The following is a 23584-nucleotide window of genomic DNA, read 5'->3' as shown; positions in this document are numbered from 1 at the left end:
TCAAGGAAATAAATGGACAGACCCGGATGATAAGGAGTACGGAGCGGAAACGACCCAGTTGGAGAGGAATCATCGGGGTGGCGACGAAGGTCAATCCGGCCGTCATGCGCAAGGGCGTCCAGGTCATCTGGGTGGCGATCCGCTCCGAACCGCTGATGTTCACCGTCGCGGTGCTCGCCAGCGCGCTGTACGGCACGATGACCGTGGCCTCGTCGTGGGCCCTCGGCTGGGCGACCGAAAACGTGGTCTTCCCCGCCTTCGCCGAGGGCGACGTGGCCACCGCCACCGTGGCCGTCGGCGTGCTGCTCATCGTCGGCACCGCCCTGCTCAAGGCGGTGGGCATCGGCGGGCGGCGCGCGTTCGCCGGGTTCGTGCAGTACCGCATGCAGGCCCGCTCGCGGCGCGAGGTCACCCGCCAGTACCTGCGGCTGCCGCTCGCCTGGCACCACCGGCACCCGACCGGCCAGCTGCTGTCGAACGCCTCCTCCGACGTCGAGGCGACCTGGGCGCCGCTCGCCCCGCTGCCGATGGCGCTCGGCGTGATCGTCATGCTCGTCACCGCCGCGGTGGCGATCGTGCTCACCGACCCGCTGCTCGCCCTCGTCGGCTTCCTCGTCTTCCCGGCGATCTTCCTGCTCAACGTCGTCTACCAGCGCCGGCTCTCCCCGCTCGCCACCCGCGCCCAGCAGCTGCGCGCCGAGGTGAGCGAGATCGCCCACGAGAGCTTCGACGGCGCGCTCGTGGTGAAGACCCTCGGCCGGGAGGACGCCGAGGCCGCCCGGTTCGCCGCCAAGGCCGACGAGCTGCGCGACGCGAACATCGCGGTCGGCCGGGTGCGCGGCCTGTTCGACCCGCTGCTGGACGCGCTGCCCACGCTCGGCGTGCTCGCCGTACTGCTCGTCGGCACGCTCCGGCTCGAGGCGGGCGGGATCACCGCGGGCGAGCTGGTCCAGGTCGCCTACCTGTTCACCCTGCTCGCCTGGCCGATCCGGGCGCTCGGCTGGGTGCTCGGCGAGCTGCCGCGCAGCGTCGTCGGGTGGAGCCGCATCCGGCACGTGCTCGACGCCACCGGCTCGATGACGTACGGCACGGCCCGCCTGACCGGCACCGGCCCGGCCCGCCTGGAGGTGCGCGACCTCACCTACGGCTACGACCCGGACACCCCGGTGCTCGACGGGGTCACCTTCGAGGCGCCGCCGGGCCGTACCGTGGCGATCGTCGGGCCGACCGGGTCCGGCAAGTCCACACTCGCGCAGCTGCTGGTCCGGCTGATCGACCCGCAGCGCGGCGAGGTGCGCATCGACGGGGTCGACCTGCGCGACGTGGAACGCGGCGGGGTGAGCGCGGTGGCGGCGCTCGTGCCGCAGCAGACGTTCCTGTTCGACGACACCGTGCGCGGCAACGTCACCCTCGGGCTGCCCGGGATCACCGACGAGCGGGTCTGGGCGGCGCTGCGGCTCGCCCAGGCCGACGGGTTCGTCAGCGCGCTGCCCCAGGGCCTCGACACCCGGGTCGGCGAGCGCGGCTCGGGCCTGTCCGGCGGCCAGCGCCAGCGGCTCGCGCTCGCCCGCGCCATCGCCCGCGCGCCGCGGCTGCTCGTCCTCGACGACGCCACCTCCAGCGTCGACGCCCAGGTGGAGCGGCGCATCCTCGAGGGCCTGCGCGAGGCGGGCGGGGAGGCGACCGTGGTGGTGATCGCCTACCGGATGGCCACGATCGCGCTCGCCGACGAGGTCGTCTACCTCGAGCACGGCCGCGTGGTGGACCGGGGCACCCACGAGGAGCTGCTCGACCGCTGCCCCGGGTACCGCGACCTCGTCACCGCCTACGAGCGGGAGGAGGCCGAGCGCGCCGCGCTGCGCGCCCAGGAGGGCGCGCCGGATGACGCCGCGGAGCTCGGCGAGCCGGAGGAGGTCGTGGGCCGATGAGCGGAACGGCCGGGCCGTACGGCGCGCCCCTGACAGGTGAGGTGACGGTGAGGAGGACGGCATGAGCGGCCTGCACGTGGCCGAGCGGTCCGCGTTCGAGACGTTCCGACGCGGCCTGCGGCTGTCGCCGGAGTTCCGCCGCGGGCTCGCGGGCACGCTCGCGCTCGCCGTGCTCGCCACCGCCGGCCGGGTGATCATCCCGATCGCGGTGCAGCAGGTGATCGACAACGGCCTCTCCGGGCCGGAGCCCGACGTCGGCTTCGTGCGCGCCGCCGTGCTCGCCTGCGTGCTCGCCGTGGTGCTCACCACGCTGTGCGCGTACCTGATGAACGTCCGGCTCTACCGCAGCTCCGAGTCGGGCCTGGCGACGCTGCGCCGCAAGGGCTTCCGGCACGTGCACGACCTGTCGGTGCTCACCCAGAACTCCGAGCGCCGCGGCGCGCTCGTCTCCCGGGTGACCAGCGACGTCGACCAGATCAGCCAGTTCATGCAGTGGGGCGGCCTGGTCATCGTCGTCTCGGTCGGCCAGCTGCTGGTCGCCACCGTGCTGATGGCGGCCTACTCCTGGCAGCTCACCCTGCTGGTGTGGGCGGTGTTCCTGCCGCTCACCTTCGCGCTGCCGCGCTTCCAGCGCATGATCGCCCGCGCCTACCTGCGGGTGCGCGAGCGCACCGGCGACATGCTCGCGGCGATCAGCGAGTCGGTGGTCGGCAGCGCGGTGATCCGCGCCTACGCGGTCGAGGACCGCACCGCCCGCCGCATCGACGAGGCGGTGGACGCCCAGCGCTCGGCCCAGGCCCGGGCCCAGACGATCATCGCGCTCACCTTCCCGCTCACCGAGGTGGTGGCCGCGGTGGCGGTCGCCGCCGTGGTGCTCGCCGGGGTACGGCTCGGCGTCGACGGCTCGATCTCGCGCGGCGAGCTCGTCGCCTTCCTTTTCCTCATCACGCTGTTCATCTCGCCGCTGCAGACCGCGACCGAGGTGCTCAACGAGGCGCAGAACGCGATCTCCGGGTGGCGGCGGGTGCTCGCCGTACTCGACACCCCGCCGGACGTGGCCGACCCCGGCCCGGACGGCAGGACGCTGCCGCGCGGCCCGATCAGCGTGCGGTTCGAGAACGTCACCTTCGCCTACCCGGGCGGACCGCCGGTGCTGCACGACATCACCGTGGAGATCCCCCCGTGCACCAAGGTCGCCGTGGTCGGCGAGACCGGGTCGGGCAAGACCACGTTCGCCAAGCTGCTCACCCGGCTGATGGACCCGGTCGAGGGCCGGGTGCTGCTCGACGGCGTCGACCTGCGCGAGATCCGGTTCTCCTCGCTGCGCGAGCGCGTCGTCATGGTGCCGCAGGACGGCTTCCTCTTCGACGGCACCCTCGCCGAGAACATCCGGTACGGCAGGCCGGACGCGACCGACGCGGACATCGAGCTGGCGATCACCGAGCTCGGCCTGGCGGACTGGGTGGCGGGGCTGCCCGCCGGGCTCGACACCCCGGTGGGCCAGCGCGGCGAGTCGCTGTCGGCGGGGGAGCGGCAGCTCGTCGCCCTCGCCCGCGCCTACCTCGCCGACCCCGACCTGCTGCTGCTCGACGAGGCCACCTCGGCCGTGGACCCGGCCACCGAGGTCCGTCTCGCCCGCGCGCTGGAGGGCGTGACGCGGGGCCGTACCGCGGTGTCGATCGCGCACCGGCTGTCCACCGCGGAGGCCGCCGACGAGATCCTCGTCTTCGACCGCGGCCGCATCGTGCAGCGCGGCCCGCACGCCGAGCTGATCAGGCAGCCCGGCGTCTACGCCGACCTGTACGCCTCCTGGGCCTCCGGCACCCGCTCCTGATAGCCGGCCCGGTACGGCGGGGCGGTACGCCGGGGTGGCGGTGGCGCGGGCCGCCGGGCGACTGGGGCAGAATTGCCGCATGTCCCTTGACCCGCGGATCGCCGAACGGCTCAAGCGCTCGCCCGACGGGCTGGTGCCCGCCATCGTCCAGCAGTACGACACCAAAGAGGTGCTGATGCTCGCCTGGATGGACGACGAGGCGCTGCACCGCACCCTCACCACCGGCCGGGCCACCTACTGGTCGCGCAGCCGCCGCGAGTACTGGGTGAAGGGGGAGACCTCCGGGAACGTACAGTGGGTCAAGCACGTCGCCCTCGACTGCGACGGCGACACGCTGCTCGTCCAGGTGGACCAGGTGGGGGTCGCGTGCCACACCGGCGCCCGCACCTGCTTCGATCGGGACGTGCTGCTGACCACGGACCCCGCCGGCGCGGCGGAGCCCGCCCGGCGGACCTGACCCACCGTGTGAACAGGACCCCCTCATGACCCCTGCGACGAACGCCGCGCCCCGGCGGGAGCTCGCGGCCTGGGCCGTGGCCTGCGCCCTCGGGGCGGGCCTGGTGCTGCTCGCCGCCGGACGCGAGTGGGCCGTGGTGCGCTACGGCGACTCCGGCGGCGCCGCGCTCGGCGAGGTCGCGCTCACCGGCGGCGAGCTCGTGGCGTACGCGGGCCCGGCGGCGCTCGCCGCGCTCGCCGCGGTGGTGGCGGTGCTCGCCGCCCGCGGCGTGTGGCGGCGGCTGATCGGCGCCGTGGTCGCGCTGTGCGGCGCCGCCCCCGCGATCGGCGTGGCCGCCGGGCTGCGGCAGGACGCCGTGCTGGAGGCGGCCGCGCGGCACAGCGCGCTGTCCGCGGCCGCGACGGCCACCTGGGAGACGGCCGCGGCGTGGCCCGCGGCGACGGTGGCGGGCGGGATCGTCCTCGTGGCCGGGGGCATCGTCGCGGTGGCGCGGGCGGCCCGCTGGCCGGGCATGTCCCAGAGGTACGAGCGGCCGGACGGCACCGCCGCGCGGACGGGCGGCGCGGACCGGGCCCGCGAGCGGGGCCGCGACCGGGAACGCGAGCTGTGGGACGCGATCGACAGCGGCGCGGATCCGACCGCGGATTCCGGCGGCGGGCACGCACGGTAAGCACGCACGGTAAGCCCATCACAACTTGCCGACAAAATTCCGCCGGACGACAAGAATTTCCGTTCTTGCCGATAGGCTACGGGCGCGACCTTGCGCAGTTTCGTCCACCAGGAGCCGTCGATGAGTTACGGGTATCCGCCAGACAACCAGGGCGGGGGGTACGGAGGCCCGCACGGCGGGTACGGCTACGGCCAGCAGCCGGGCTATGGGCAGCCCGATCCCGGGTACGGCCAGCCCAACCCGGGGTACGCCCAGCCCCAGCCGGGCTACACCGACTACAACCAGGCCTACGGCTACCAGCAGCCCGGCTACGCCCCCTACCAGGCGCCGGGCACCAACGGGCTGGCGGTCACCGCGATGATCCTCGGCATCCTCGGCTTCGTCACCTGCGGCGCCACCTCGGTGCTCGCGGTGATCTTCGGGCACGTCGCGCTCGGGCAGGTCAAGCGCACCGGTGAGCAGGGCCACGGCATGGCGCTGACCGGGGTGATCCTCGGCTGGATCCTCACCGGCCTGTGGCTGCTCTACTGGATCGCCTTCCTCACCCTCGGCTGGGGGGCGTGGTGGACCGCGACGACGACCTCGTCGTTGTGATGCGTCGTCACATCCGGACGCCGGTCTGAGCGATGCCGGCGCGACGGGGGCCGGGGATGACGGCGACGGGCGATCCCGGTGGCGGGTCCCGTCAGGGGACCGGGCCCGGGATCGGCCGCCGCCTGTGTTCGGCGCTGCCGTCCGCGGCGGTCGCGGCCGTCGCGGCGGCGGGGACCGCCCTCGTGGCCGTGGTCGATCCCAACGAGCCCGGCCACTATCCGCCCTGCCCGCTGCTCGCGCTCACCGGCCTGTACTGTCCCGGCTGCGGGACGCTGCGCGCGCTGCACGCGCTCACCCGCGGCGACATCGGCGCCGCCCTGGGGCTGAACGCGCTGTTCGTCGTGTTGCTCCCCATGGCGGCCGCGCTGTGGGTACGGTGGGCGGTACGCTCATGGCAGGGCAGGCCCTTCGCCGAAAAAGCACCGCATCCCGCAATTGTGTGGGCCTTTCTCGCGCTCCTTATTTCCTATGGGGTGGTGAGAAATCTGCCTTTCGGGCAATTCCTCGCGCCATAGGGGCGGCGGGAGGATCCCGTGGCGGCGAGGGGCGACACGGGGGAACAACGGGGGATACAACCCCGGTGTCGGGTCGCGGTGACGCGGGCTTATAGCATCGGCAGAACGAGTACTGGACGGGCGAGGAGACCGTGTGAGTGTGCTGGACGAGATCCTGGACGGGGTGCGGGCCGACCTCGCCGAGCGGCAGCGGTCCGTGGGGATCGAGGAACTCAAGCGGCGTGCCGAGCGGGCCCCCGCACCGCGGGACGTGTACGCGGTGCTCGGCGGTGACCGGGTCTCGGTGATCGCGGAGGTCAAGCGGTCCAGTCCTTCCAAGGGGCCGCTGGCGGCGATCGCCGATCCGGCCGCTCTGGCGAGCGACTACGAGGCGGGCGGCGCGCACGTGATCAGCGTGCTGACCGAGCGGCGCAAGTTCGCGGGCAGCCTCGAGGATCTGGCCGCCGTGCGGGCGCGGGTGGACGTGCCGCTGCTGCGGAAGGACTTCATCGTCACCTCCTACCAGCTGTGGGAGGCGCGGGCGTACGGCGCGGACCTCGCCCTGCTCATCGTGGCGGCCCTGGACCAGCAGGCCCTGGTGTCGCTGATCGAGCGGGCCGAGTCGATCGGCCTCGTCCCGCTGGTGGAGGTGCACACCGAGGAGGAGCTCGACCGCGCGCTCGACGCGGGCGCGAAGGTCATCGGAGTGAACGCCCGGGATCTGAAGACCCTAAAGGTCGACCGCGAGGTGTTCGCCAAGCTCGCGCCGAAAATCCCGGACGGTATCATCAAGATCGCCGAGTCGGGTGTGCGCGGGCCGCACGACCTGCTCGCTTACGCCCGGGCGGGCGCGGACGCCGTCCTGGTGGGGGAGAGCCTGGTCACCGGGAGGGATCCGCGCGCCGCGGTGCACGATCTGGTGACCGCCGGCGCCCATCCGGCGTCACGCCAGGACACCGGGCAGGAACGGCGTCACTGAGCCGCCCGGCGGCGCAGCTGAGGAGGAAGCGTGAGTGAGGCGACCATGTTGAGCGCGGCCGACCTGGCCGGGCCGGGACCGGACGAGCACGGACGGTTCGGCATCTTCGGCGGGAGGTTCGTGCCGGAGGCGCTCATCCCGGCGCTCGACGAGGTGGAGAAGGTCTTCAACGAGGCGCGGAACGATCCGGAGTTCGTCCGCGAGTTCGACCACCTGCTGCGCACCTACGCGGGCCGGCCGACCCCGGTCACCGAGGTGCCGCGGTTCGCCGAGCACGCCGGCGGCGCCCGCATCCTCCTCAAGCGGGAGGACCTCACCCACACCGGCGCCCACAAGATCAACAACGTGCTCGGGCAGGCGCTGCTCACCAAGCGGCTCGGCAAGACCCGGGTGATCGCCGAGACCGGCGCGGGCCAGCACGGCGTCGCCACCGCGACCGCGGCCGCGCTGCTCGGCCTGGAGTGCGTCATCTACATGGGCGCGGTCGACTGCGAGCGCCAGGCGCTCAACGTCGCCCGGATGAAGCTGCTCGGCGCGAAGGTCGTGCCGGTGCACACCGGCAGCAGGACGCTCAAGGACGCGATCAACGAGGCCTTCCGCGACTGGGTCACCAACGTCGACCACACCCACTACATCTTCGGCACGGTCGCCGGGCCCCACCCCTTCCCGGAGATCGTGCGCGACTTCGCCCGGATCATCGGCGTGGAGGCGCGCCGCCAGGTCATCGAGCTCACCGGCCGCCTGCCCGACGCGGTCGCGGCCTGCGTCGGCGGCGGCTCGAACGCCATCGGCATCTTCCACGCCTTCCTCGACGACAAGGACGTGCAGCTGCACGGCTACGAGGCGGCCGGGCACGGCCTGGAGTCCGGCGAGCACGCGCTCACCCTCACCGCGGGCTCGGTCGGCGTGCTCCACGGGGCGCGCACCTACGTGCTCCAGGACGACGAGGGCCAGACGATCGAGTCGCACAGCATCTCGGCGGGCCTCGACTACCCCGGGGTCGGCCCCGAGCACGCCTGGCTCAAGGACTCCGGCCGGGCCGTGTACCACGGGGTCACCGACGAGGCGGCGATGGAGGCGTTCGCGCTGCTCGCCCGCACCGAGGGCATCATCCCGGCGCTGGAGTCGAGCCACGCGCTCGCCGGGGCGCTCGAGCTCGGCCGCGAGCTCGGGCCCGGCGCGACGATCCTGGTGAACCTCTCCGGACGCGGTGACAAGGACATGGCCACCGCGATGAAGTACTTCAACCTCTGACGATCGAGCAGCACCGGCCAGGGTCCGCGGGACCGACCGGGCGGGACGACGGACATAGACGGACGTGACGATGACGACTCTCCAGACGGTGTTCGAGAAGGCGCGGGCCGAGAAGCGCGCCGCCCTGGTCGGCTACCTGCCCGCAGGCTTCCCCTCCGCGCGGGGCGCCATCGCCGCGGCCACCACGATGGTCGAGGGCGGGTGCGACGTGATCGAGATCGGCCTGCCGTACTCCGACCCGCTCATGGACGGCCCGACCATCCAGGACGCGGTGCACCGCGCCCTGGTCAACGGGACCCGCATCGCCGACGTGCTGCGCACCGTGGAGGCCGTCGCCGCCACCGGCGCCGCCACGCTCGTCATGACGTACTGGAACCCGGTGGACCGTTACGGCGCCGAGCGCTTCGCCCGCGACCTCGCCGCCGCGGGCGGGGCCGGCACGATCACCCCGGACCTCACCCCGGAGGAGGCCGGGCCGTGGCTGGAGGCGAGCGCCGCCGCGGGCATCGACACCGTCTTCCTCGTCGCGCCCAGCTCCACCGACGCGCGCATCGAGAAGGTGGTGCGGTGCTGCACCGGGTTCGTGTACGCCGCGTCGCTCATGGGCGTCACCGGCGCCCGGGAGACGGTGAGCGCCGCGGCCGAGGGCCTGGTCAAGCGCACCCGGGAGCACACCACCCTGCCGGTGTGCGTGGGCCTGGGCGTGAGCAACGGCGCCCAGGCCGCCGAGGTGGCCGCGTACGCGGACGGCGTGATCGTCGGCTCGGCCTTCATCCGCCGCCTGCTCGACGCCCCGGACGAGGCGTCCGGGCTCGCCGCGGTCCGCGCGCTCGCCGAGGAGCTCGCCGCGGGCGTGCGCGCCTGATCCCGGGGCCGTCCGGCCCGTCCTTACCCCGCGCCTCGCGCGTATCTCCTGTCGCCCGGCCCGCCCGCCGTCTTTGGGTATGTCGGGCGCGTCGCGCCCGTACCGGCCCGCGCCGGTCGTAGGCTGAAGACGCCCCTGCACGAACGCCGGCAGAGGCGTGCGCTTACACCGCGTTTACGGCGGGTGTGCTGTAGTGGGCCGGGGCTCCGCGTGTGCCGGCGGAGGTCGCCGGCACACGCCGGCGGGGGAAGGACGAGGAGACGAGCAGAACCGTGACAACACAGAGCTCAGCCACGGCACCGTTGCCCTTGGCACGGGTCGCGCTACCCTGGGTGACGACGGTCGCCCGGCTGGTTTTGGCCGGGGTCCTCATCGTGGCCGGTTGGTCGAAGATGGGCGCCCCGGCGCTGTCGATCCAGGCGGTCAAGGCGTACGAGCTCCTGCCGGAGGCCGTCGCGGAGATCGTCGGCTACGTGCTGCCGATTCTGGAGATCGTCATCGGGCTGCTGCTGGTCATCGGGCTGCTCACGCGGATGGCGGCGATCGCCACCGCGGTGCTGATGCTCGCGTTCGTCATCGGCATCGCCTCCGCCTGGGCCCGCGGGCTCAACATCGACTGCGGGTGCTTCGGCGGCGGTGGCGCGCTGCCGCCCGGCCAGAAGGCCAACTACCTGCCCGAGATCCTGCGTGACGTGGGCTTCCTCGCCCTCGCCGCATGGGTCGCGGTCAAGCCCCCGGGGCGGTTCGCCCTCGACACCGCGCTCGGCCTGGCGCCGGCCGCGGACGGGGACCAAAGCCCCTACCGCGACGACTCCGACGCAGACGACGATCCCGAAGCGGACGAGGAACGGAACCGAGAAAAGGACGATTGATGGGCAACGCCGCCCGGAGGGCCACCCGAGAGAAGATTCGCCTCCAGCGGGAGCAGGAGCGCAAGCGGGAACAGCGCCGCCGCCAGGTCACCATCACGCTGTCCGTGGTGGGCGTGGTCGTGCTGATCGTGGCGATGGTCGCGATCTGGCAGTCGACGCGCAACCGCTCCGAGGTGTACGCGGGCGAGCTCGCGCCGATCAGCCGCACGGCCGAGGGCGACGTGGTGATGGCGCGGCCCGGCGTGAACGCCCCGGTCCTCGACATCTACGAGGACTTCCAGTGCCCCGCCTGCAAGAACTTCGAGGAGACGAGCGGCGACACGATCAAGCGCCTCGCCGCCGAGGGCAAGGTGAAGGTGGTCTACCACCCCATCGTGCTCTTCCCCCAGGAGCCGCTGCGGGGCAACTCGCTCCGCGCCTCGACCGCGCTGCGCTGCGTGCCCGGTGACCGGCCCTGGATGGCGCTGCACGACCGGCTCTTCAAGGAGCAGCCGAGGGAGGGCGACGTCGGCTTCGAGATCGACGACCTGGTCGCCTGGGGCAAGGAGGCCGGGGTGACCGACGCCAACTTCGAAAGCTGCGTGCGCGGCCAGCAGGGCGCCTCGGAACAGCTCAACTACTCGTCGCGGACCATGCAGAGCGCCAACATCAAGGGCACGCCGACGGTCAAGCTCGACGGCAAGGATCTCGAGTACACGGCGTTCCTCCCCGGCGAGCTGGAGAAGGCGATCCTCGAGGCGCAGCCCAAGTGATCCACGCCCGGTGACGCAGGCCGGGCGCCAGGGAAACGGATCGCCGGGACGCGCGGGCTGCGGGAGTAGGGTAACGTCACCGACATGCCGCTTGCCTCGATTCCCAGCCCGTCTCAGGGGGTCTGGTACCTGGGGCCGATCCCCATCCGGGCCTACGCCCTCTGCATCGTGCTCGGTGTCGTGGTCGCCGTCATCCTGACGGAGCGCCGCTGGCGCGCCCGTGGCGGCGACCCGGGCACGATCACCGACCTCGCCGTCTGGGCCGTGCCCTTCGGGCTCGTCGGCGGCCGGCTCTACCACGTCATCACCGACTGGCAGCTGTACTTCGGGCCGGACGCGCCCAACGAGCCGATCGAGGCGCTGTTCATCTGGAACGGCGGCCTGGGCGTGTGGGGGGCGATCGCGCTCGGCGGGGTCGGCGTGTGGATCGGCTGCCGCCGGCGCGGCATCTCGCTCACCGCGGTCGCCGACGCCGCCGCGCCCGGCATCGTGATCGCGCAGGGCATCGGGCGTCTGGGCAACTACTTCAACCAGGAGCTGTTCGGCGGGCCCACCGACCTGCCGTGGGGCCTGGAGATCGACCCCGGCCGGCCGGGCACCGTCCCCGGCGTGCTCACCTACCACCCGACGTTCCTGTACGAGATGCTGTGGGACTTCGCGGTGGGGTTCACGCTGATCTGGCTGGGCAGGCGGTTCGACCTGCGGCACGGCCGGCTGTTCGCGCTCTACGTCGCCGGGTACACCGCCGGCCGGTTCTGGATCGAGGGCATGCGGGTCGACCCCGCCCACGAGATCCTCGGCCTGCGGCTCAACCAGTGGACCTCGATCGTCATCTTCGTGGGCGCGCTCGTGTACTTCTGGCTCTGGCGCGGCAGCACCGCCGAGGAGTCGCTCGGCGTCGCCACCGGCCCGGCCGGGCCGGAGGCTGACCGGGAGGAGAGCGACGGCGGCGACGGCCGGGACGAGCCGGACGGCGAGCCGGGCACCGTGCGCTCCGCCGCGGCCGAGGGCCGCGGTGACGGGGACGGCGGCGCCGTGCCGGAACGGGAGGCCGGCCGCCGATGAGCGCAGGCGGGCGCGACGGGCGCCCCGGACGCCGCCGCAGGCGGGAGGCCCCGGGTGGGCCCGCGGACCGGCCGCCCGCGGCCGGTGGGCAGACGGCGTGGCACCACCCGGGGCCCCATCCCGGCGGGCCGCCGCTGCCGGGTCAGGGACCGGAGCCTCCGCAGCCGCGCCCCGGTCCCGCCCCCCGGCCGCAGGCGTTCCGCCCGGCCGGGCATCCGCCGGGGCCGGGCGGACCGTTCCCGGGCCCGGCGGAGCAGGCCCCGCCCGGACGCCCGGCCTTCCCGCCCGGCCCGGCCCGGCCCGCCGTACGGTCGACCGGCCGCATGCGGAACACGGCCGGGCGCTGGTTCACCGACCGGCAGGCCGCCGAGGCGCCGGGCGCGCCGGCGTCGGGACCGTTCCCGCCGCCGGTCCCACCGCAGGGCCCGGAACCGATGGGACCGCCGGCCGGCGGGCCGGCCGAGCCGCCGCGCCCCGGGCGTACCAAACGGCGGCGCTCGCCGTTCTCGTTCAGCCTCCCGGCGCTGCGCGAGCGCGGGCTGAGCGACCGGCAGCAGACGGTGCTCGTCGCGGTCGCCGGGGGCGTCGTCGTGCTCGCCATCGCGATCGCGCTCACCGTGGTGGTCGGGCGGCTGTCGGAGGTGGCCGAGCCGCCCAGGGCGGCCGCCGGGGAGAGCTCGCGCGTCGACCTCGCCCGCCCGGACGACTACCAGGGCTGGACCTCGCTGCCGCAGTTCAAACCGATCGCCGACCGTAGGAACGATCCGAAGCCGGTCACCGCCAAGGAGCTCTTCGCCACCAGGACCCTCAAGGGCGACCGCATCACGCTGCGGCTGGTCGCGCGCAAGGAGGACGGCGACTGCTCCGCGGTCGTGTGGGGGGAGCAGCTCGCCGCCAAGCTCGCCGCGGGCGGCTGCAACCAGGCGGTGCGCGGGCTCTACCGCAGCGCCGACGGACGGTACGTCGCGCAGTACACGCTGTTCAACCTGGCGACGGTCGACGCCGCCGACGACCTGGTCAAGACGCTCACCACGCTGCACCGGGGCGGCTGGGTGCGCCCGCTCGAGTCCTCCGCGGCGGCCTTCGCCCCCGGCGGGTACACCGAGGCGAGCGGGCACGCGATGGGGCATCTGGTCGGCCTGGTGTGGCTCGGGCGGGCCGACGGCCGCGAGCCGACGGCGCGGGACGACTTCGTCGGCCTGTCGCTGACGGTCCGCGCGGTGGAGAAGGCGGTGTTCACACGGGTGGTGGCCGCCGGCGGCAAGCCGGAGGCGTCGCCCAAGTAAGGTCAGGATCATGCTGGGCCGGATCTGGGGTGACACGCGGGGTCGGGTCGCGGTGGTCGCGACGGTGCTGGTGCTGGTCGCCGGGGGCGCCGGCGCCTGGTGGTGGCTGCGCGACGGCACGCAGGCGACGGCGGGCACCTACCGGATGGAGAGGTCGACGGCGATCTACGCCCCGATCGCGAACCGGAAGGCCGACCCGCGGCCGCTCACCGAGCAGGAGATCCTCGGCCCGGACACCGAGCGGCTCACGGCGAACGACACGGTGCTGGTACGGCGCGCGGCGAGCCTGTCGGAGGACTGCGCGGCGGTCGTGTGGGGCTCGGCGGCCGAGGCGCTCACCGGGTGCACCCAGGTGCTGCGCGCGGTGTACGCGAGCGAGGACGGCGCGGTCTCCGGCCAGTTCCTGGTGTTCAACATGCCGGACGCCGCGGCCGCCGACGCCCTGGTCGCGGCGCTCGACCCGAAGGCGGACCGCGGGTTCGTGCGGGTCGCGCCCGAGCAGCCCGCCTCGTTCGACGCCGCGCGCAGCTGGGCGCAGGCCCGCGCCCTCGGCCACTTCGTGACGCTGAGCTGGGTGGGGCCGGTCGGCGACGAGCGGCCCGACCTCACCGGGCCGCAGCTCGCGCTCGACGGCCTCGGACAGGCGCTGAACCAGCGCGTCGTCGACGCCGAGTGACGCCCGGGCCGCGGCGGCCGGCCGCCGCCCGCCGTACCTCTGCTGCCGGGCCGGCCGGTGGCGCAAAGCACCGGCTCGGGCACGTAAGGTTTCCTTGGCGCGGTACGGCGCGCCGTCCCGCATGCCCGCCGTCCACAAATCGCCACGCTCGTGCGTGAGGTGTGGTCGAGCGGGGAATAGGGTTGCGTACCGGACCGTTCGGAACGGAAGATATGCTCCCATTCGGTTGCGTGCGCGTCACGAAAGTTCGCGTACCAACCCCTGGAGGGACCATTCCGACATGGTGCGGTACCCTCCACTGACACTCACTTGCAGCAGGGCCAACGTCGTCCCTCTTGCCGGTAGACCAGCGACGAGACGACAGGAGGGAACCCATGCCTGCTGCCCACCTCGGTCTTCCGCAGCCCCAGGGTCTCTACCACCCCGCCTACGAGCACGACGCCTGCGGGGTGGCCATGGTTGCCGACGTCCACGGACGACGTAGTCACGACATCGTCGGCAAGGCCCTGGTCGCGCTGTGCAACCTCGACCATCGAGGCGCCAAGGGCAGCGAACCGGACACCGGAGACGGAGCCGGCATTCTCACCCAGATGCCCGACACCTTGTTCCGGCAGGTCGTGGACTTCACCCTGCCGGAGGCGGGGGCGTACGCGGCGGGCATCGCCTTCCTCCCGACGGAGCCGCAGGCACGCGAGGCCGCGGTGCAGGCGATCGAGCGGATCGCCGCCGAGGAGAACCTCACCGTCCTCGGCTGGCGCGACCTGCCGGTCCGGGCCGACGTCCCCGGCCCGACCGCCCGCTCGGTGATGCCCGCCTTCCGGCAGCTCTTCGTCTCCTCCCCGGGCGGCGAGACGGGGATCGACCTCGACCGCCTCGTCTTCCGCCTGCGCAAGCGCGCCGAGCACGAGACGGACGTGTACTTCCCGTCTCTGTCGTGCCGGACGATCGTCTACAAGGGGATGCTCACCACCCCGCAGCTCGAGCGGTTCTTCCCGGACCTCACCGACGAGCGGTACGAGACCGCGATCGCCCTGGTGCACTCGCGGTTCTCCACCAACACCTTCCCGTCGTGGCCGCTCGCCCACCCGTACCGCTACATCGCGCACAACGGCGAGATCAACACGGTCCGGGGCAACCGCAACTGGATGCGGGCCCGCGAGGCGATGCTCGCCTCCGACCTCATCCCCGGCGACCTCTCCCAGCTCTTCCCGATCTGCACCCCCGACGCCTCCGACACCGCCTCGTTCGACGAGGTGCTGGAGCTGCTCCACCTGGGCGGCCGCTCGCTGCCGCACGCGGTGCTCATGATGATCCCGGAGGCGTGGGAGAACCACACCGAGATGGACCCGGCGCGCCGGGCCTTCTTCGAGTTCCACTCCACGCTCATGGAGGCCTGGGACGGCCCTGCGTCGATCACCTTCACCGACGGCACGCTCGTCGGCGCGGTGCTCGACCGCAACGGCCTGCGGCCGGGCCGGTTCTGGGTCACCGACGACGGCCTGGTGGTGCTCGCCTCCGAGGCCGGCGTGCTCGACATCGACCCGGCCAAGGTGGTGCGCAAGGGCCGGCTGCAGCCGGGCCGCATGTTCCTCGTCGACACCTCCAAGGGCCGCATCATCGAGGACGACGAGATCAAGGCCGAGCTCGCCGCGGCCGAGCCGTACGCCGAGTGGCTGCACGCCGGGCTGGTGCGGTTCGAGGAGCTGCCCGGCCGTACCCACGAGGCGCCCGCGGCGGGGGAGACGCTCGTCAAGCGGCAGCAGACCTTCGGCTACACCGAGGAGGAGCTGCGCGTCATCCTCGCGCCGATGGCCCGCACCGGCGCCGAGCCGATCGGGTCGATGGGCACCGACACCCCGGTCGCCGTGCTGTCGGAGCGGCCGCGGCTGCTGTACGACTACTTCACCCAGCTGTTCGCGCAGGTGACCAACCCGCCCCTGGACGCGATCCGGGAGGAGCTGGTCACCTCGCTGCAGACCACGATCGGTCCCGAGGGCAACCTGCTCGAGCCCACGCCCGCCTCGTGCCGCCGGCTCGTGCTGCCCTACCCGGTGATCGACAACGATGAGCTGGCCAAGATCGTCCACATCAACGACGAGGGGTCGCTGCCCGGCTTCCAGCCGCACGTGGTGCGCGGCCTGTACCCGGTGGCGGGTGGCGGCGAGGCGCTCGTCCACCGCCTGGAGGAGATCTGCCAGGAGGTGTCGCGGGCGATCGAGGACGGGGCGCGCATCATCGTGCTCTCCGACCGCGGCGCCGACGCCCAGCACGCCCCGATCCCGGCGCTGCTGCTCACCGGCGCGGTGCACCACCACCTCATCCGGGAGAAGACCCGCACCCGGGTCGGCCTGGTGGTGGAGACCGGCGAGGCCCGCGAGTGCCACCACATGGCGCTGCTCATCGGGTACGGCGCGAGCGCGATCAACCCGTACCTCGCCATCGAGACCGTCCTCGACCTGATCGCCGCCGGCAAGCTCGACGTCGAGCCGGAGAAGGCCGTGCGCAACATGATCAAGGCGTACGGCAAGGGCATCCTCAAGATCATGTCGAAGATGGGCGTCTCCACCGTCGCCTCCTACACCGGCGCCCAGATCTTCGAGGCGCTCGGCCTCGGCCCCGAGGTGATCGAGCGCTGCTTCACCGGCACCACCTCCCGCCTGGGCGGCATCGGCTTCGCCGAGATCGCCGAGGAGGTCGCGCGCCGGCACCGCCGCGCCTACCCGCGGGCCGAGAACCCGCACCGGCGGCTCGAGGTCGGCGGCGAGTACCAGTGGCGGCGCGAGGGCGAGCCGCACCTGTTCAACCCGGAGACCGTCTTCAAGCTCCAGCACGCCACCCGCACCCGCCGGTACGAGATCTTCAAGGAGTACACCGACCTGGTGGACTCCCAGGCCGAGCGGCTCATGACGCTGCGCGGCCTGTTCAAGCTGCGGGAGGGCGTGCGCCCGCCGGTGCCGATCGAGGAGGTCGAGCCGGTGGAGAGCATCGTCAAGCGGTTCTCCACCGGGGCGATGTCGTACGGCTCGATCTCCGCCGAGGCGCACGAGACCCTCGCCATCGCGATGAACCGGCTCGGCGGCAAGTCGAACACCGGCGAGGGCGGCGAGGACCCCGAGCGGCTGTACGACCCGGAGCGGCGCAGCGCGATCAAGCAGGTGGCCTCCGGCCGGTTCGGCGTCACCTCCGAGTACCTGGTGAACGCCGACGACCTGCAGATCAAGATGGCGCAGGGCGCCAAGCCGGGTGAGGGCGGCCAGCTGCCGGGCCACAAGGTCTACCCGTGGATCGCCAAGACCCGGCACTCCACCCCGGGCGTCGGCCTCATCTCGCCGCCGCCGCACCACGACATCTACTCGATCGAGGACCTCGCCCAGCTCATCCACGACCTGAAGAACGCCAACCCCAAGGCCCGGATCCACGTCAAGCTCGTGGCCGAGGTCGGGGTCGGCACGGTCGCGGCGGGCGTGTCGAAGGCGCACGCCGACGTGGTGCTCATCTCCGGGCACGACGGCGGCACCGGCGCCTCCCCGCTCACCTCGATCAAGCACGCGGGCGCGCCGTGGGAGCTCGGCCTCGCCGAGACCCAGCAGACCCTGCTGCTCAACGGGCTGCGCGACCGCATCACGGTGCAGGTCGACGGCCAGCTCAAGACCGGCCGCGACGTGATCATCGCCGCGCTGCTCGGCGCCGAGGAGTACGGCTTCGCCACCGCGCCGCTGGTGGTGTCCGGCTGCGTGATGATGCGGGTCTGCCACCTCGACACCTGCCCGGTCGGCGTCGCCACCCAGAACCCGGAGCTGCGCAAGCGGTTCTCCGGCAAGCCCGAGTTCGTGGTGAACTTCTTCGAGTTCATCGCCCAGGAGGTGCGCGAGTACCTCGCCAGGCTCGGCTTCCGCAGCCTCGACGAGGCGATCGGGCACGTCGAGATGCTCGACACCCGCGAGGCGGTGGAGCACTGGAAGGCCTCCGGACTCGACCTGTCGCCGATCCTGCACATGCCGGAGCTGCCCGAGGGCACCCCGCTGCGCAAGGTCGTCGAGCAGGACCACGGGCTGGACAAGGCGCTGGACAACACGCTCATCCAGCTCGCCGAGGGCGCGCTCGAGTACGGCGACCGGGTCACCCTCGAACTGCCGATCCGCAACGTCAACCGCACGGTCGGCACCATGCTCGGCCACGAGGTGACCAGGCGGTACGGCGGCGAGGGCCTGCCGGACAACACGATCGACATCGCCTTCACCGGCTCGGCCGGCAACTCCTTCGGCGCGTTCCTGCCGCGGGGCGTCACGCTGCGGCTCACCGGTGACGTCAACGACTACGTCGGCAAGGGCCTGTCGGGCGGCCGGATCATCGTGCGGCCGCACCCGGACGCGCCGTTCGCCGCCGAGACCCAGGTGATCGCGGGCAACGTCGCCCTGTACGGCGCGACCTCGGGCGAGGCGTTCCTGCGCGGCCTGGCCGGCGAGCGGTTCGCGGTGCGGAACTCGGGCGCGACCGCGGTGGTCGAGGGCGTCGGCGACCACGGCTGCGAGTACATGACCGGCGGCCGGGTCGTGGTGCTCGGCCCGACCGGGCGGAACTTCGCCGCGGGCATGTCGGGCGGCATCGCCTACGTGCTCGACCTGCGGCCCGAGCGGGTGAACCGGGAGATGGTCGACCTGGAGGAGCCGGACGAGCAGGACGCCGAGTTCCTCCGCGAGATCGTCGAACGGCACCTCGCCGAGACCGGTTCCACCGTCGCCAAGGCGCTGCTCGCCGACTGGGACGCCGCGCTCAAGCGGTTCAGCAAGATCATGCCGCTGGACTACAAGCGGGTCCTTCAGGCCCGGGCCGCCGCCGAGGCGGAAGGGCGCGACGTCAACGAGGCGATCATGGCCGCCGCCCACGGGTGAGGCGCGGCACGCCGTCGCGCACCCCGTCGTACCCGCCCGCCCACAGGCAGTGACTGGAGAATTCTCATGGCCGACCCGAAGGGGTTTCTCAGCTACCGGCGGGAGCTGCCCGCCCGCCGCCCGGTCGACGTGCGGATCCGGGACTGGCACGAGGTCTACGAGGACTTCCCGCGCCCGGCCCTCACCCGGCAGGCGGCGCGCTGCATGGACTGCGGCATCCCGTTCTGTCACAACGGCTGCCCGCTCGGGAACCTCATCCCCGAGTGGAACGACCTCGCCTACCGCGACGACTGGCGGGAGGCGATCGAGCGGCTGCACGCCACGAACAACTTCCCGGAGTTCACCGGGCGGCTGTGCCCGGCGCCGTGCGAGTCGGCGTGCGTGCTCGGCATCAACTCCGACCCGGTGACGATCAAGCGGGTCGAGGTCGAGATCATCGACCGGGCCTTCGCCGAGGGCTGGGTGACGCCCCGGCCCGCGGCGAGCAGGACCGGCAAGTCGGTGGCCGTGGTCGGCTCGGGCCCGGCCGGGCTCGCCGCCGCCCAGCAGCTCACCCGCGCCGGGCACGAGGTGACGGTGTTCGAGCGCGCCGACCGCATCGGCGGCCTGCTGCGCTACGGCATCCCCGAGTTCAAGATGGAGAAGCGGCACCTCGACCGGCGGCTGGCGCAGATGCGCGCCGAGGGCACCGAGTTCCGCACCGGGGTGAACGTCGGCGTGGACATCACCGCGGCCGAGCTGCGCGAGCGGTTCGACGCGGTGGTGCTCGCCGGCGGGGCGACCCAGTGGCGCGACCTGAAGGTGCCCGGGCGCGAGCTGCGCGGCATCCACCAGGCGATGGAGTACCTGCCGCTCGCCAACCGGGTGCAGGAGGGCGACTTCCCGGTCTCGCCGATCACCGCCGAGGGCAAGGACGTGGTGGTGATCGGCGGCGGCGACACCGGCGCCGACTGCATCGGCACCGCCGTCCGCCAGGGCGCGCGCTCCATCACCCAGCTCGAGATCATGCCGCGCCCGCCGGAGAGCCGTCCGGCGTCCCAGCCGTGGCCGACCTACCCGATGCTGTTCAAGATGGAGAGCGCCCACGAGGAGCTCGCCGACCTGGGCGGCGAGCGGGTCTACGGGGTGAACACGCTCGAGTTCGTCGACGACGGCACCGGCCGTGTCGGCGGGCTGCGCGTGGTGAACGTCGAGGGCCCGCAGACCGGGTTCCGGCCGATCCCCGGCACCGAGCGGGTGATCCCCGCCCAGCTCGTCACCCTCGCCATGGGCTTCCTCGGCCCGGAGAAGGGGCCCCTGCTCACCGACCTCGCGGAGATGTCGGGGGACCCGGAGAACTTCTTCGACGCGCGGGGCAACGTGCGGCGCGACCGGTCGTTCATGACCTCGGTCGACGGCGTCTTCGTCGCCGGGGACATGGGCCGCGGCCAGTCGCTGATCGTCTGGGCGATCGCGGAGGGCCGCTCGGCCGCCGCGAACGTCGACGCCTACCTCACCGGCTCGACGGTGCTGCCCGCCCCGATCCTGCCGACCGCCCGCCCGCTCACCGTCTGACGGGCCCGCCACGACGGCTCGGTCAACCCGGTCTTATGGCCGGGCGGCCACGGTCACGCGGTCCCCATGCGGGGGCCGCGTGATCGTTCAGGCCAGCATGATCTTGCCCGTTCCGGGGACACAATCGTCAGGCCCGGAAGTTTCACACCTGCATGCGCTATCGGTGGATTTCTGGGAGTACGGGGAGGATCGGACCGGGCCGCCGGGCGGGCCCGTCAGGGAGGGTGGTCGATGCGGGGGAACAGAGGGCTGACGGCCGCACTGGCGGTGGCCACCGCGGCCGGCGTGATCGCCGGCGGTGCCCTGCTGGTGAACCTGACCGGTGGCGGGGACGCCGCCTCGGGCAGCCCGAGCGTCGCCGACCGCGCCGCGACCGCCTCGCCCGCGCCGGAGGCGCGCCGGGCGAACGGCTCGGCCTCCTCCCACGCCGAGGACTACCTGGTGTTCTACGCCGAGGGCAGGCGGGACGACGCGGTCGAGGCGGTACGGCGGGCCGGCGGTGAGCCGGGCGAGGACAACAACAAGCTCGGCTACCTGGTGGTCCGCGGCGCCCCGCCCGGCTTCCCGGAGAAGGCCGGGGAGAGCGACGCCGTGGTCGGGGTCACCCCCAACAGCCGCATCGGCGGCACCGCGGCCGCGCTGCGCCGTGCCCGCGCGCTCCCGGGCGGGGGCCCGCGGTACGCGCCCATCCCGGCGGCCGCCCCGGAGACGGCCGTGTCCGGCGCCGCGGCGCCGGCGGCCGCCCGGGCCGGCCGTACCGGCGGGGCCGTCGAGCCCGAGCCGCTCGCCGGGCGGCAGTGGGACATGCGGATGATCGGCGCCACCGCCACCGGCTCGCTCGCCATCGCCCCCGGCGACAAGCGGGTCCGCGTCGGCATCATCGACACCGGGATCGACGGCAACCACCCCGACATCGCCCCGAACTTCGACCGCGAGCTCAGCCGCAACTTCGTCGTCGACATCCCCACCGACCCCAACGGCGAGACCGTCGACGGCCCCTGCGAGGTGTCCACCTGCCGGGACCCGGTCGACGTCGACGACGACGGCCACGGCACGCACGTGGCGGGCATCGTCGCCGCCCCGATCAACGGCCTGGGCATCGCCGGGGTGGCCCCGAACGTGACCCTCGTCAACCTGCGCGCCGGCCAGGACTCGGGGTTCTTCTTCCTCAAACCCAGCATGGACGCGCTCACCTACGCCGGTGACCACGGCATCGACGTGGTGAACATGAGCTTCTACATCGATCCGTGGCTGTTCAACTGCACCCGGCCCGGCGTCGGCGGCACCCGGGCCGAGCAGCTGGAACAGGCGGGCATCGTGGTCGGCATGCAGCGCGCGCTCAACTACGCGCGCAAGCGCGGGGTCACGCTCATCTCCGCCACCGGGAACGGCGCCACCGACCTCGGCAAGATCACCGCGGACGACACCAGCCCCGACTACCCGAAGAACTCCGAGCGGCGGCGGAAGGTGGACAACAGCTGCCTCACCATGCCCACCGAGGCGGACGGGGTGATCTCGGTGACCTCGGTCGGGCCGAGCGGCCGCAAGGCCCAGTACGCCGACTACGGCATCGAGCAGGCCGACCTGTCGGCCCCCGGCGGCGACACCTTCGACCCGGACTCCGACGACGGCGTCGACCACGCCCGGGGCGTGCTCGCCCCGGCGCCGGAGCGGGCGCTGCGCGCCAACGGCAAGCTCACCGCGGACGGGCGGCCCAAGGACGACTCGGTGGTCCGGGAGTGCCGCGGCGGGACCTGCGCCTACTACCAGTACCTCGAGGGCACCTCGATGGCCGCGCCGCACGCGACCGGGGTCGCGGCGATCCTGATCAGCCGGTTCGGCAGTGCGGGCAAGGAGGGGTTCGGCCTGGACCCGGACGAGGTGGAGCGGCTGCTGTACGCCACCGCGACGAAGACGCCCTGCCCGACGCCGCCGGCCGTACGGTTCCCCGACGGCGCGGTGCAGGTGTGCGAGGGCGGCCCGGACCACAACGGCTTCTACGGGCGCGGGCTGGTGAACGCGGAACGGGCCGCGACCGTCGCCCGCTAGGCCGACGCCGGGACGTCCCGTGGGTCAGGCGCCGGGCAGGCCGCAGGCCTGGCGCGCGTGCTCGGTGAACAGCGTCCGCACGTGTGGCGGCGGCGAGGCGACGAGCCAGAGCGGGTCGCCGCCGCCCGCCGCGGCGCGGATCGGGAACAGGTGGGCCTTCTTCGCCTCGGCGAAGGCGTGCGGGTCGCAGCGGGCCGGGGTGACCAGGACGGCCAGCTCCAGGCGGGGCGTCCCCGCGGGCAGCACCGCGACCGGGCGGGACCGCCCGGAGGCCGCCAGCAGCGCGAAGTTCGTGGTCGCGCCGAGCTCGACGATCTCGATCGCCTCGTTCCCGGACCGGCGCTCGATCCGCAGGACGCCGCGCAGCGCGTCCCGCCCGGACGTGCGCACCCGGGTCCAGGACTCGCCGAAGGCGATGTCGATCCTCCGCCGGAGGAGCTGGGCGCCGCACTCCTCGCGCACCAGGCGTGTCAGCAGCGGGTCGGGATGCGGCAGGGGGAAGCGCACGCGCCGCTCGGGGCCGTCGCCGACGCGCAGGTCGGCGACGATCGCGGCGGGCCGTACCGGCGGGATTCGGTCGGACGGGCAGACGGCCTCGCCGTACGGGATGCGCAGGTCGGTGCGCGGGGTACGGCCGAGCGTGGTGCCGACCGGGTGCGGCGGGAGGGTGCGGAACGACTCGGTGACGAGCCGGACGCGGGCGAAGTGGACCGGCGTGGCCGAGTCGTTGCGGACCGCCACCGACACCTGGTGGTCGGCCTCGTCCGCGCGCCACTGCGCCAGGCTCACCGACAGCCCGGGCGGCGGAGACGCCTCGCCCGGCTGCTCGGCGGCGGGGCCGGTGCAGGCGGCCAGGGCCGCGACCACGAGCGACCCGGTGAGCACCGTGCGGAGCACGGACTTGGATGCTGTGCGGAGCACGGACTTGGATGCTGTGCGGAGCACGGACTTGGATGCCGTGCGGAGCACGGACTGGGACACCGTGCGGAGCACGGTGCCGGGCATCGTGCGGGGCATCGCCGGTGCGACGCCGCGGAAGGCGGCGCGGGCGGCTCCCAGCGCCGCCGTGAGCGGGCGCGGGCGGGCTCTCGTGCATGCGTGCACGACCGAATGCGCGAGAGCGGCCACGGACGCCAGGACGACGTGCCAGAGGGGTGTTCGGGGAACGTGCGGAGCGGGCTTCCGCACGGTGTGCCTGACCGGGTGCATGCCGGGCGCCTCTCCGGGAAGACGGTGGTGGGCGCCGCGACCCGCCGGTCAGCGCCGCCGCTGTAGGCAGGCTAGATCGTCACCGGGGTGGCGGGAAGGGGCACGTCATGACATTTTGGCAGCCTGCTTGCCCGAGCGCGTCACCCTAGTGGTC

At 73.3% G+C, this 23584-nt stretch carries 18 protein-coding genes; 17 read left to right on the top strand and 1 reads right to left on the bottom strand.

The window, feature by feature from the left end; genetic code table 11:
- Positions 1-104 precede the first annotated feature (104 nt).
- From FHX40_RS13410 to FHX40_RS13330, 17 genes are all read left to right on the top strand, one after another.
- Positions 105-1928: an ABC transporter ATP-binding protein gene (locus FHX40_RS13410; RefSeq protein ID WP_170198949.1), complete on the top strand. Its 1824-nt coding sequence runs from the start codon at positions 105-107 to the stop codon at positions 1926-1928.
- 61 nt (positions 1929-1989) lie between these two features.
- A complete protein-coding gene (locus tag FHX40_RS13405; protein ID WP_142259920.1) occupies positions 1990-3762 on the top strand; it encodes an ABC transporter ATP-binding protein in 1773 nt (590 codons plus the stop codon).
- A gap of 79 nt (positions 3763-3841) precedes the next feature.
- The gene (gene hisI / locus FHX40_RS13400) at positions 3842-4219 is read left to right on the top strand and encodes a phosphoribosyl-AMP cyclohydrolase (protein WP_142259919.1); all 378 of its coding nucleotides are present in this window, start codon (positions 3842-3844) and stop codon (positions 4217-4219) included.
- A gap of 25 nt (positions 4220-4244) precedes the next feature.
- Complete coding sequence (locus FHX40_RS13395; RefSeq protein WP_142259918.1) at positions 4245-4889, top strand: TIGR02234 family membrane protein; 645 nt, start codon at positions 4245-4247, stop codon at positions 4887-4889.
- Between the two features lie 120 nt (positions 4890-5009).
- Entirely contained in the window at positions 5010-5483 is a 474-nt protein-coding gene (locus tag FHX40_RS13390) for a DUF4190 domain-containing protein (RefSeq protein ID WP_142259917.1), read from the top strand.
- 182 nt (positions 5484-5665) lie between these two features.
- Positions 5666-5998, top strand: a complete 333-nt coding sequence (locus FHX40_RS13385; RefSeq protein WP_244941596.1) for a DUF2752 domain-containing protein — start codon at positions 5666-5668, stop codon at positions 5996-5998.
- Positions 5999-6131: 133 nt separating this feature from the next.
- The gene (gene trpC / locus FHX40_RS13380; RefSeq protein ID WP_142259915.1) at positions 6132-6956 is read left to right on the top strand and encodes an indole-3-glycerol phosphate synthase TrpC; all 825 of its coding nucleotides are present in this window, start codon (positions 6132-6134) and stop codon (positions 6954-6956) included.
- A gap of 45 nt (positions 6957-7001) precedes the next feature.
- The gene (gene trpB / locus FHX40_RS13375) at positions 7002-8210 is read left to right on the top strand and encodes a tryptophan synthase subunit beta (protein ID WP_142261765.1); all 1209 of its coding nucleotides are present in this window, start codon (positions 7002-7004) and stop codon (positions 8208-8210) included.
- 70 nt (positions 8211-8280) lie between these two features.
- On the top strand, positions 8281-9075 hold the full coding sequence (gene trpA / locus FHX40_RS13370; RefSeq protein ID WP_189136132.1) for a tryptophan synthase subunit alpha: 795 nt from the start codon (positions 8281-8283) through the stop codon (positions 9073-9075).
- Between the two features lie 332 nt (positions 9076-9407).
- Positions 9408-9947, top strand: a complete 540-nt coding sequence (locus FHX40_RS13365) for a MauE/DoxX family redox-associated membrane protein (RefSeq protein WP_142259913.1) — start codon at positions 9408-9410, stop codon at positions 9945-9947.
- On the top strand, positions 9947-10699 hold the full coding sequence (locus FHX40_RS13360; protein ID WP_142259912.1) for a DsbA family protein: 753 nt from the start codon (positions 9947-9949) through the stop codon (positions 10697-10699). The genes FHX40_RS13365 and FHX40_RS13360 overlap by 1 nt, the downstream gene beginning before the upstream one ends.
- 84 nt (positions 10700-10783) lie before the next feature.
- Positions 10784-11764 (top strand): prolipoprotein diacylglyceryl transferase, encoded by a 981-nt coding sequence (gene lgt, locus FHX40_RS13355; protein WP_142259911.1) that lies wholly within the window; start codon positions 10784-10786, stop codon positions 11762-11764.
- A gap of 323 nt (positions 11765-12087) precedes the next feature.
- Entirely contained in the window at positions 12088-13050 is a 963-nt protein-coding gene (locus FHX40_RS13350) for a hypothetical protein (protein ID WP_170198828.1), read from the top strand.
- Between the two features lie 10 nt (positions 13051-13060).
- Positions 13061-13726: a hypothetical protein gene (locus FHX40_RS13345; protein ID WP_142259909.1), complete on the top strand. Its 666-nt coding sequence runs from the start codon at positions 13061-13063 to the stop codon at positions 13724-13726.
- 374 nt (positions 13727-14100) lie between these two features.
- Positions 14101-18618: a glutamate synthase large subunit gene (gene gltB / locus FHX40_RS13340; RefSeq protein WP_142259908.1), complete on the top strand. Its 4518-nt coding sequence runs from the start codon at positions 14101-14103 to the stop codon at positions 18616-18618.
- Between the two features lie 66 nt (positions 18619-18684).
- Positions 18685-20172, top strand: a complete 1488-nt coding sequence (locus FHX40_RS13335) for a glutamate synthase subunit beta (protein ID WP_142259907.1) — start codon at positions 18685-18687, stop codon at positions 20170-20172.
- A 231-nt stretch (positions 20173-20403) separates the two neighbouring features.
- Positions 20404-22221 (top strand): S8 family serine peptidase, encoded by a 1818-nt coding sequence (locus tag FHX40_RS13330; RefSeq protein WP_142259906.1) that lies wholly within the window; start codon positions 20404-20406, stop codon positions 22219-22221.
- A 24-nt stretch (positions 22222-22245) separates the two neighbouring features.
- Here the strand turns inward: FHX40_RS13330 and FHX40_RS13325 are convergent, their stop codons facing one another.
- The gene (locus tag FHX40_RS13325; protein ID WP_142259905.1) at positions 22246-23238 is read right to left on the bottom strand and encodes a hypothetical protein; all 993 of its coding nucleotides are present in this window, start codon (positions 23236-23238) and stop codon (positions 22246-22248) included.
- Between the last annotated feature and the right edge of the window lie 346 nt (positions 23239-23584).

It is taken from the genome of Thermopolyspora flexuosa, from assembly GCF_006716785.1.
In the GTDB taxonomy this organism is placed as follows: domain Bacteria; phylum Actinomycetota; class Actinomycetes; order Streptosporangiales; family Streptosporangiaceae; genus Thermopolyspora; species Thermopolyspora flexuosa.
Note: the sequence above shows the minus strand (reverse complement) of the source record. Positions and strands in the feature narration are given on the sequence as shown.

Bases quoted from the DNA above. Each gene is read 5' to 3' on its own strand.
- FHX40_RS13350 (WP_170198828.1), top strand. From the start codon at position 12,088: ATGCGGAACACGGCCGGGCGCTGGTTCACCGACCGGCAGGCCGCCGAG.
- FHX40_RS13410 (WP_170198949.1), top strand. From the start codon at position 105: ATGCGCAAGGGCGTCCAGGTCATCTGGGTGGCGATCCGCTCCGAACCG.
- FHX40_RS13330 (WP_142259906.1), top strand. From the start codon at position 20,404: ATGCGGGGGAACAGAGGGCTGACGGCCGCACTGGCGGTGGCCACCGCG.
- FHX40_RS13335 (WP_142259907.1), top strand. From the start codon at position 18,685: ATGGCCGACCCGAAGGGGTTTCTCAGCTACCGGCGGGAGCTGCCCGCC.
- hisI (WP_142259919.1), top strand. From the start codon at position 3,842: ATGTCCCTTGACCCGCGGATCGCCGAACGGCTCAAGCGCTCGCCCGAC.
- trpB (WP_142261765.1), top strand. From the start codon at position 7,002: ATGTTGAGCGCGGCCGACCTGGCCGGGCCGGGACCGGACGAGCACGGA.
- FHX40_RS13325 (WP_142259905.1), bottom strand. From the start codon at position 23,238: ATGCCCCGCACGATGCCCGGCACCGTGCTCCGCACGGTGTCCCAGTCC.
- lgt (WP_142259911.1), top strand. From the start codon at position 10,784: ATGCCGCTTGCCTCGATTCCCAGCCCGTCTCAGGGGGTCTGGTACCTG.
- FHX40_RS13390 (WP_142259917.1), top strand. From the start codon at position 5,010: ATGAGTTACGGGTATCCGCCAGACAACCAGGGCGGGGGGTACGGAGGC.
- FHX40_RS13405 (WP_142259920.1), top strand. From the start codon at position 1,990: ATGAGCGGCCTGCACGTGGCCGAGCGGTCCGCGTTCGAGACGTTCCGA.
- gltB (WP_142259908.1), top strand. From the start codon at position 14,101: ATGCCTGCTGCCCACCTCGGTCTTCCGCAGCCCCAGGGTCTCTACCAC.
- trpA (WP_189136132.1), top strand. From the start codon at position 8,281: ATGACGACTCTCCAGACGGTGTTCGAGAAGGCGCGGGCCGAGAAGCGC.
- FHX40_RS13360 (WP_142259912.1), top strand. From the start codon at position 9,947: ATGGGCAACGCCGCCCGGAGGGCCACCCGAGAGAAGATTCGCCTCCAG.
- FHX40_RS13345 (WP_142259909.1), top strand. From the start codon at position 13,061: ATGCTGGGCCGGATCTGGGGTGACACGCGGGGTCGGGTCGCGGTGGTC.
- FHX40_RS13395 (WP_142259918.1), top strand. From the start codon at position 4,245: ATGACCCCTGCGACGAACGCCGCGCCCCGGCGGGAGCTCGCGGCCTGG.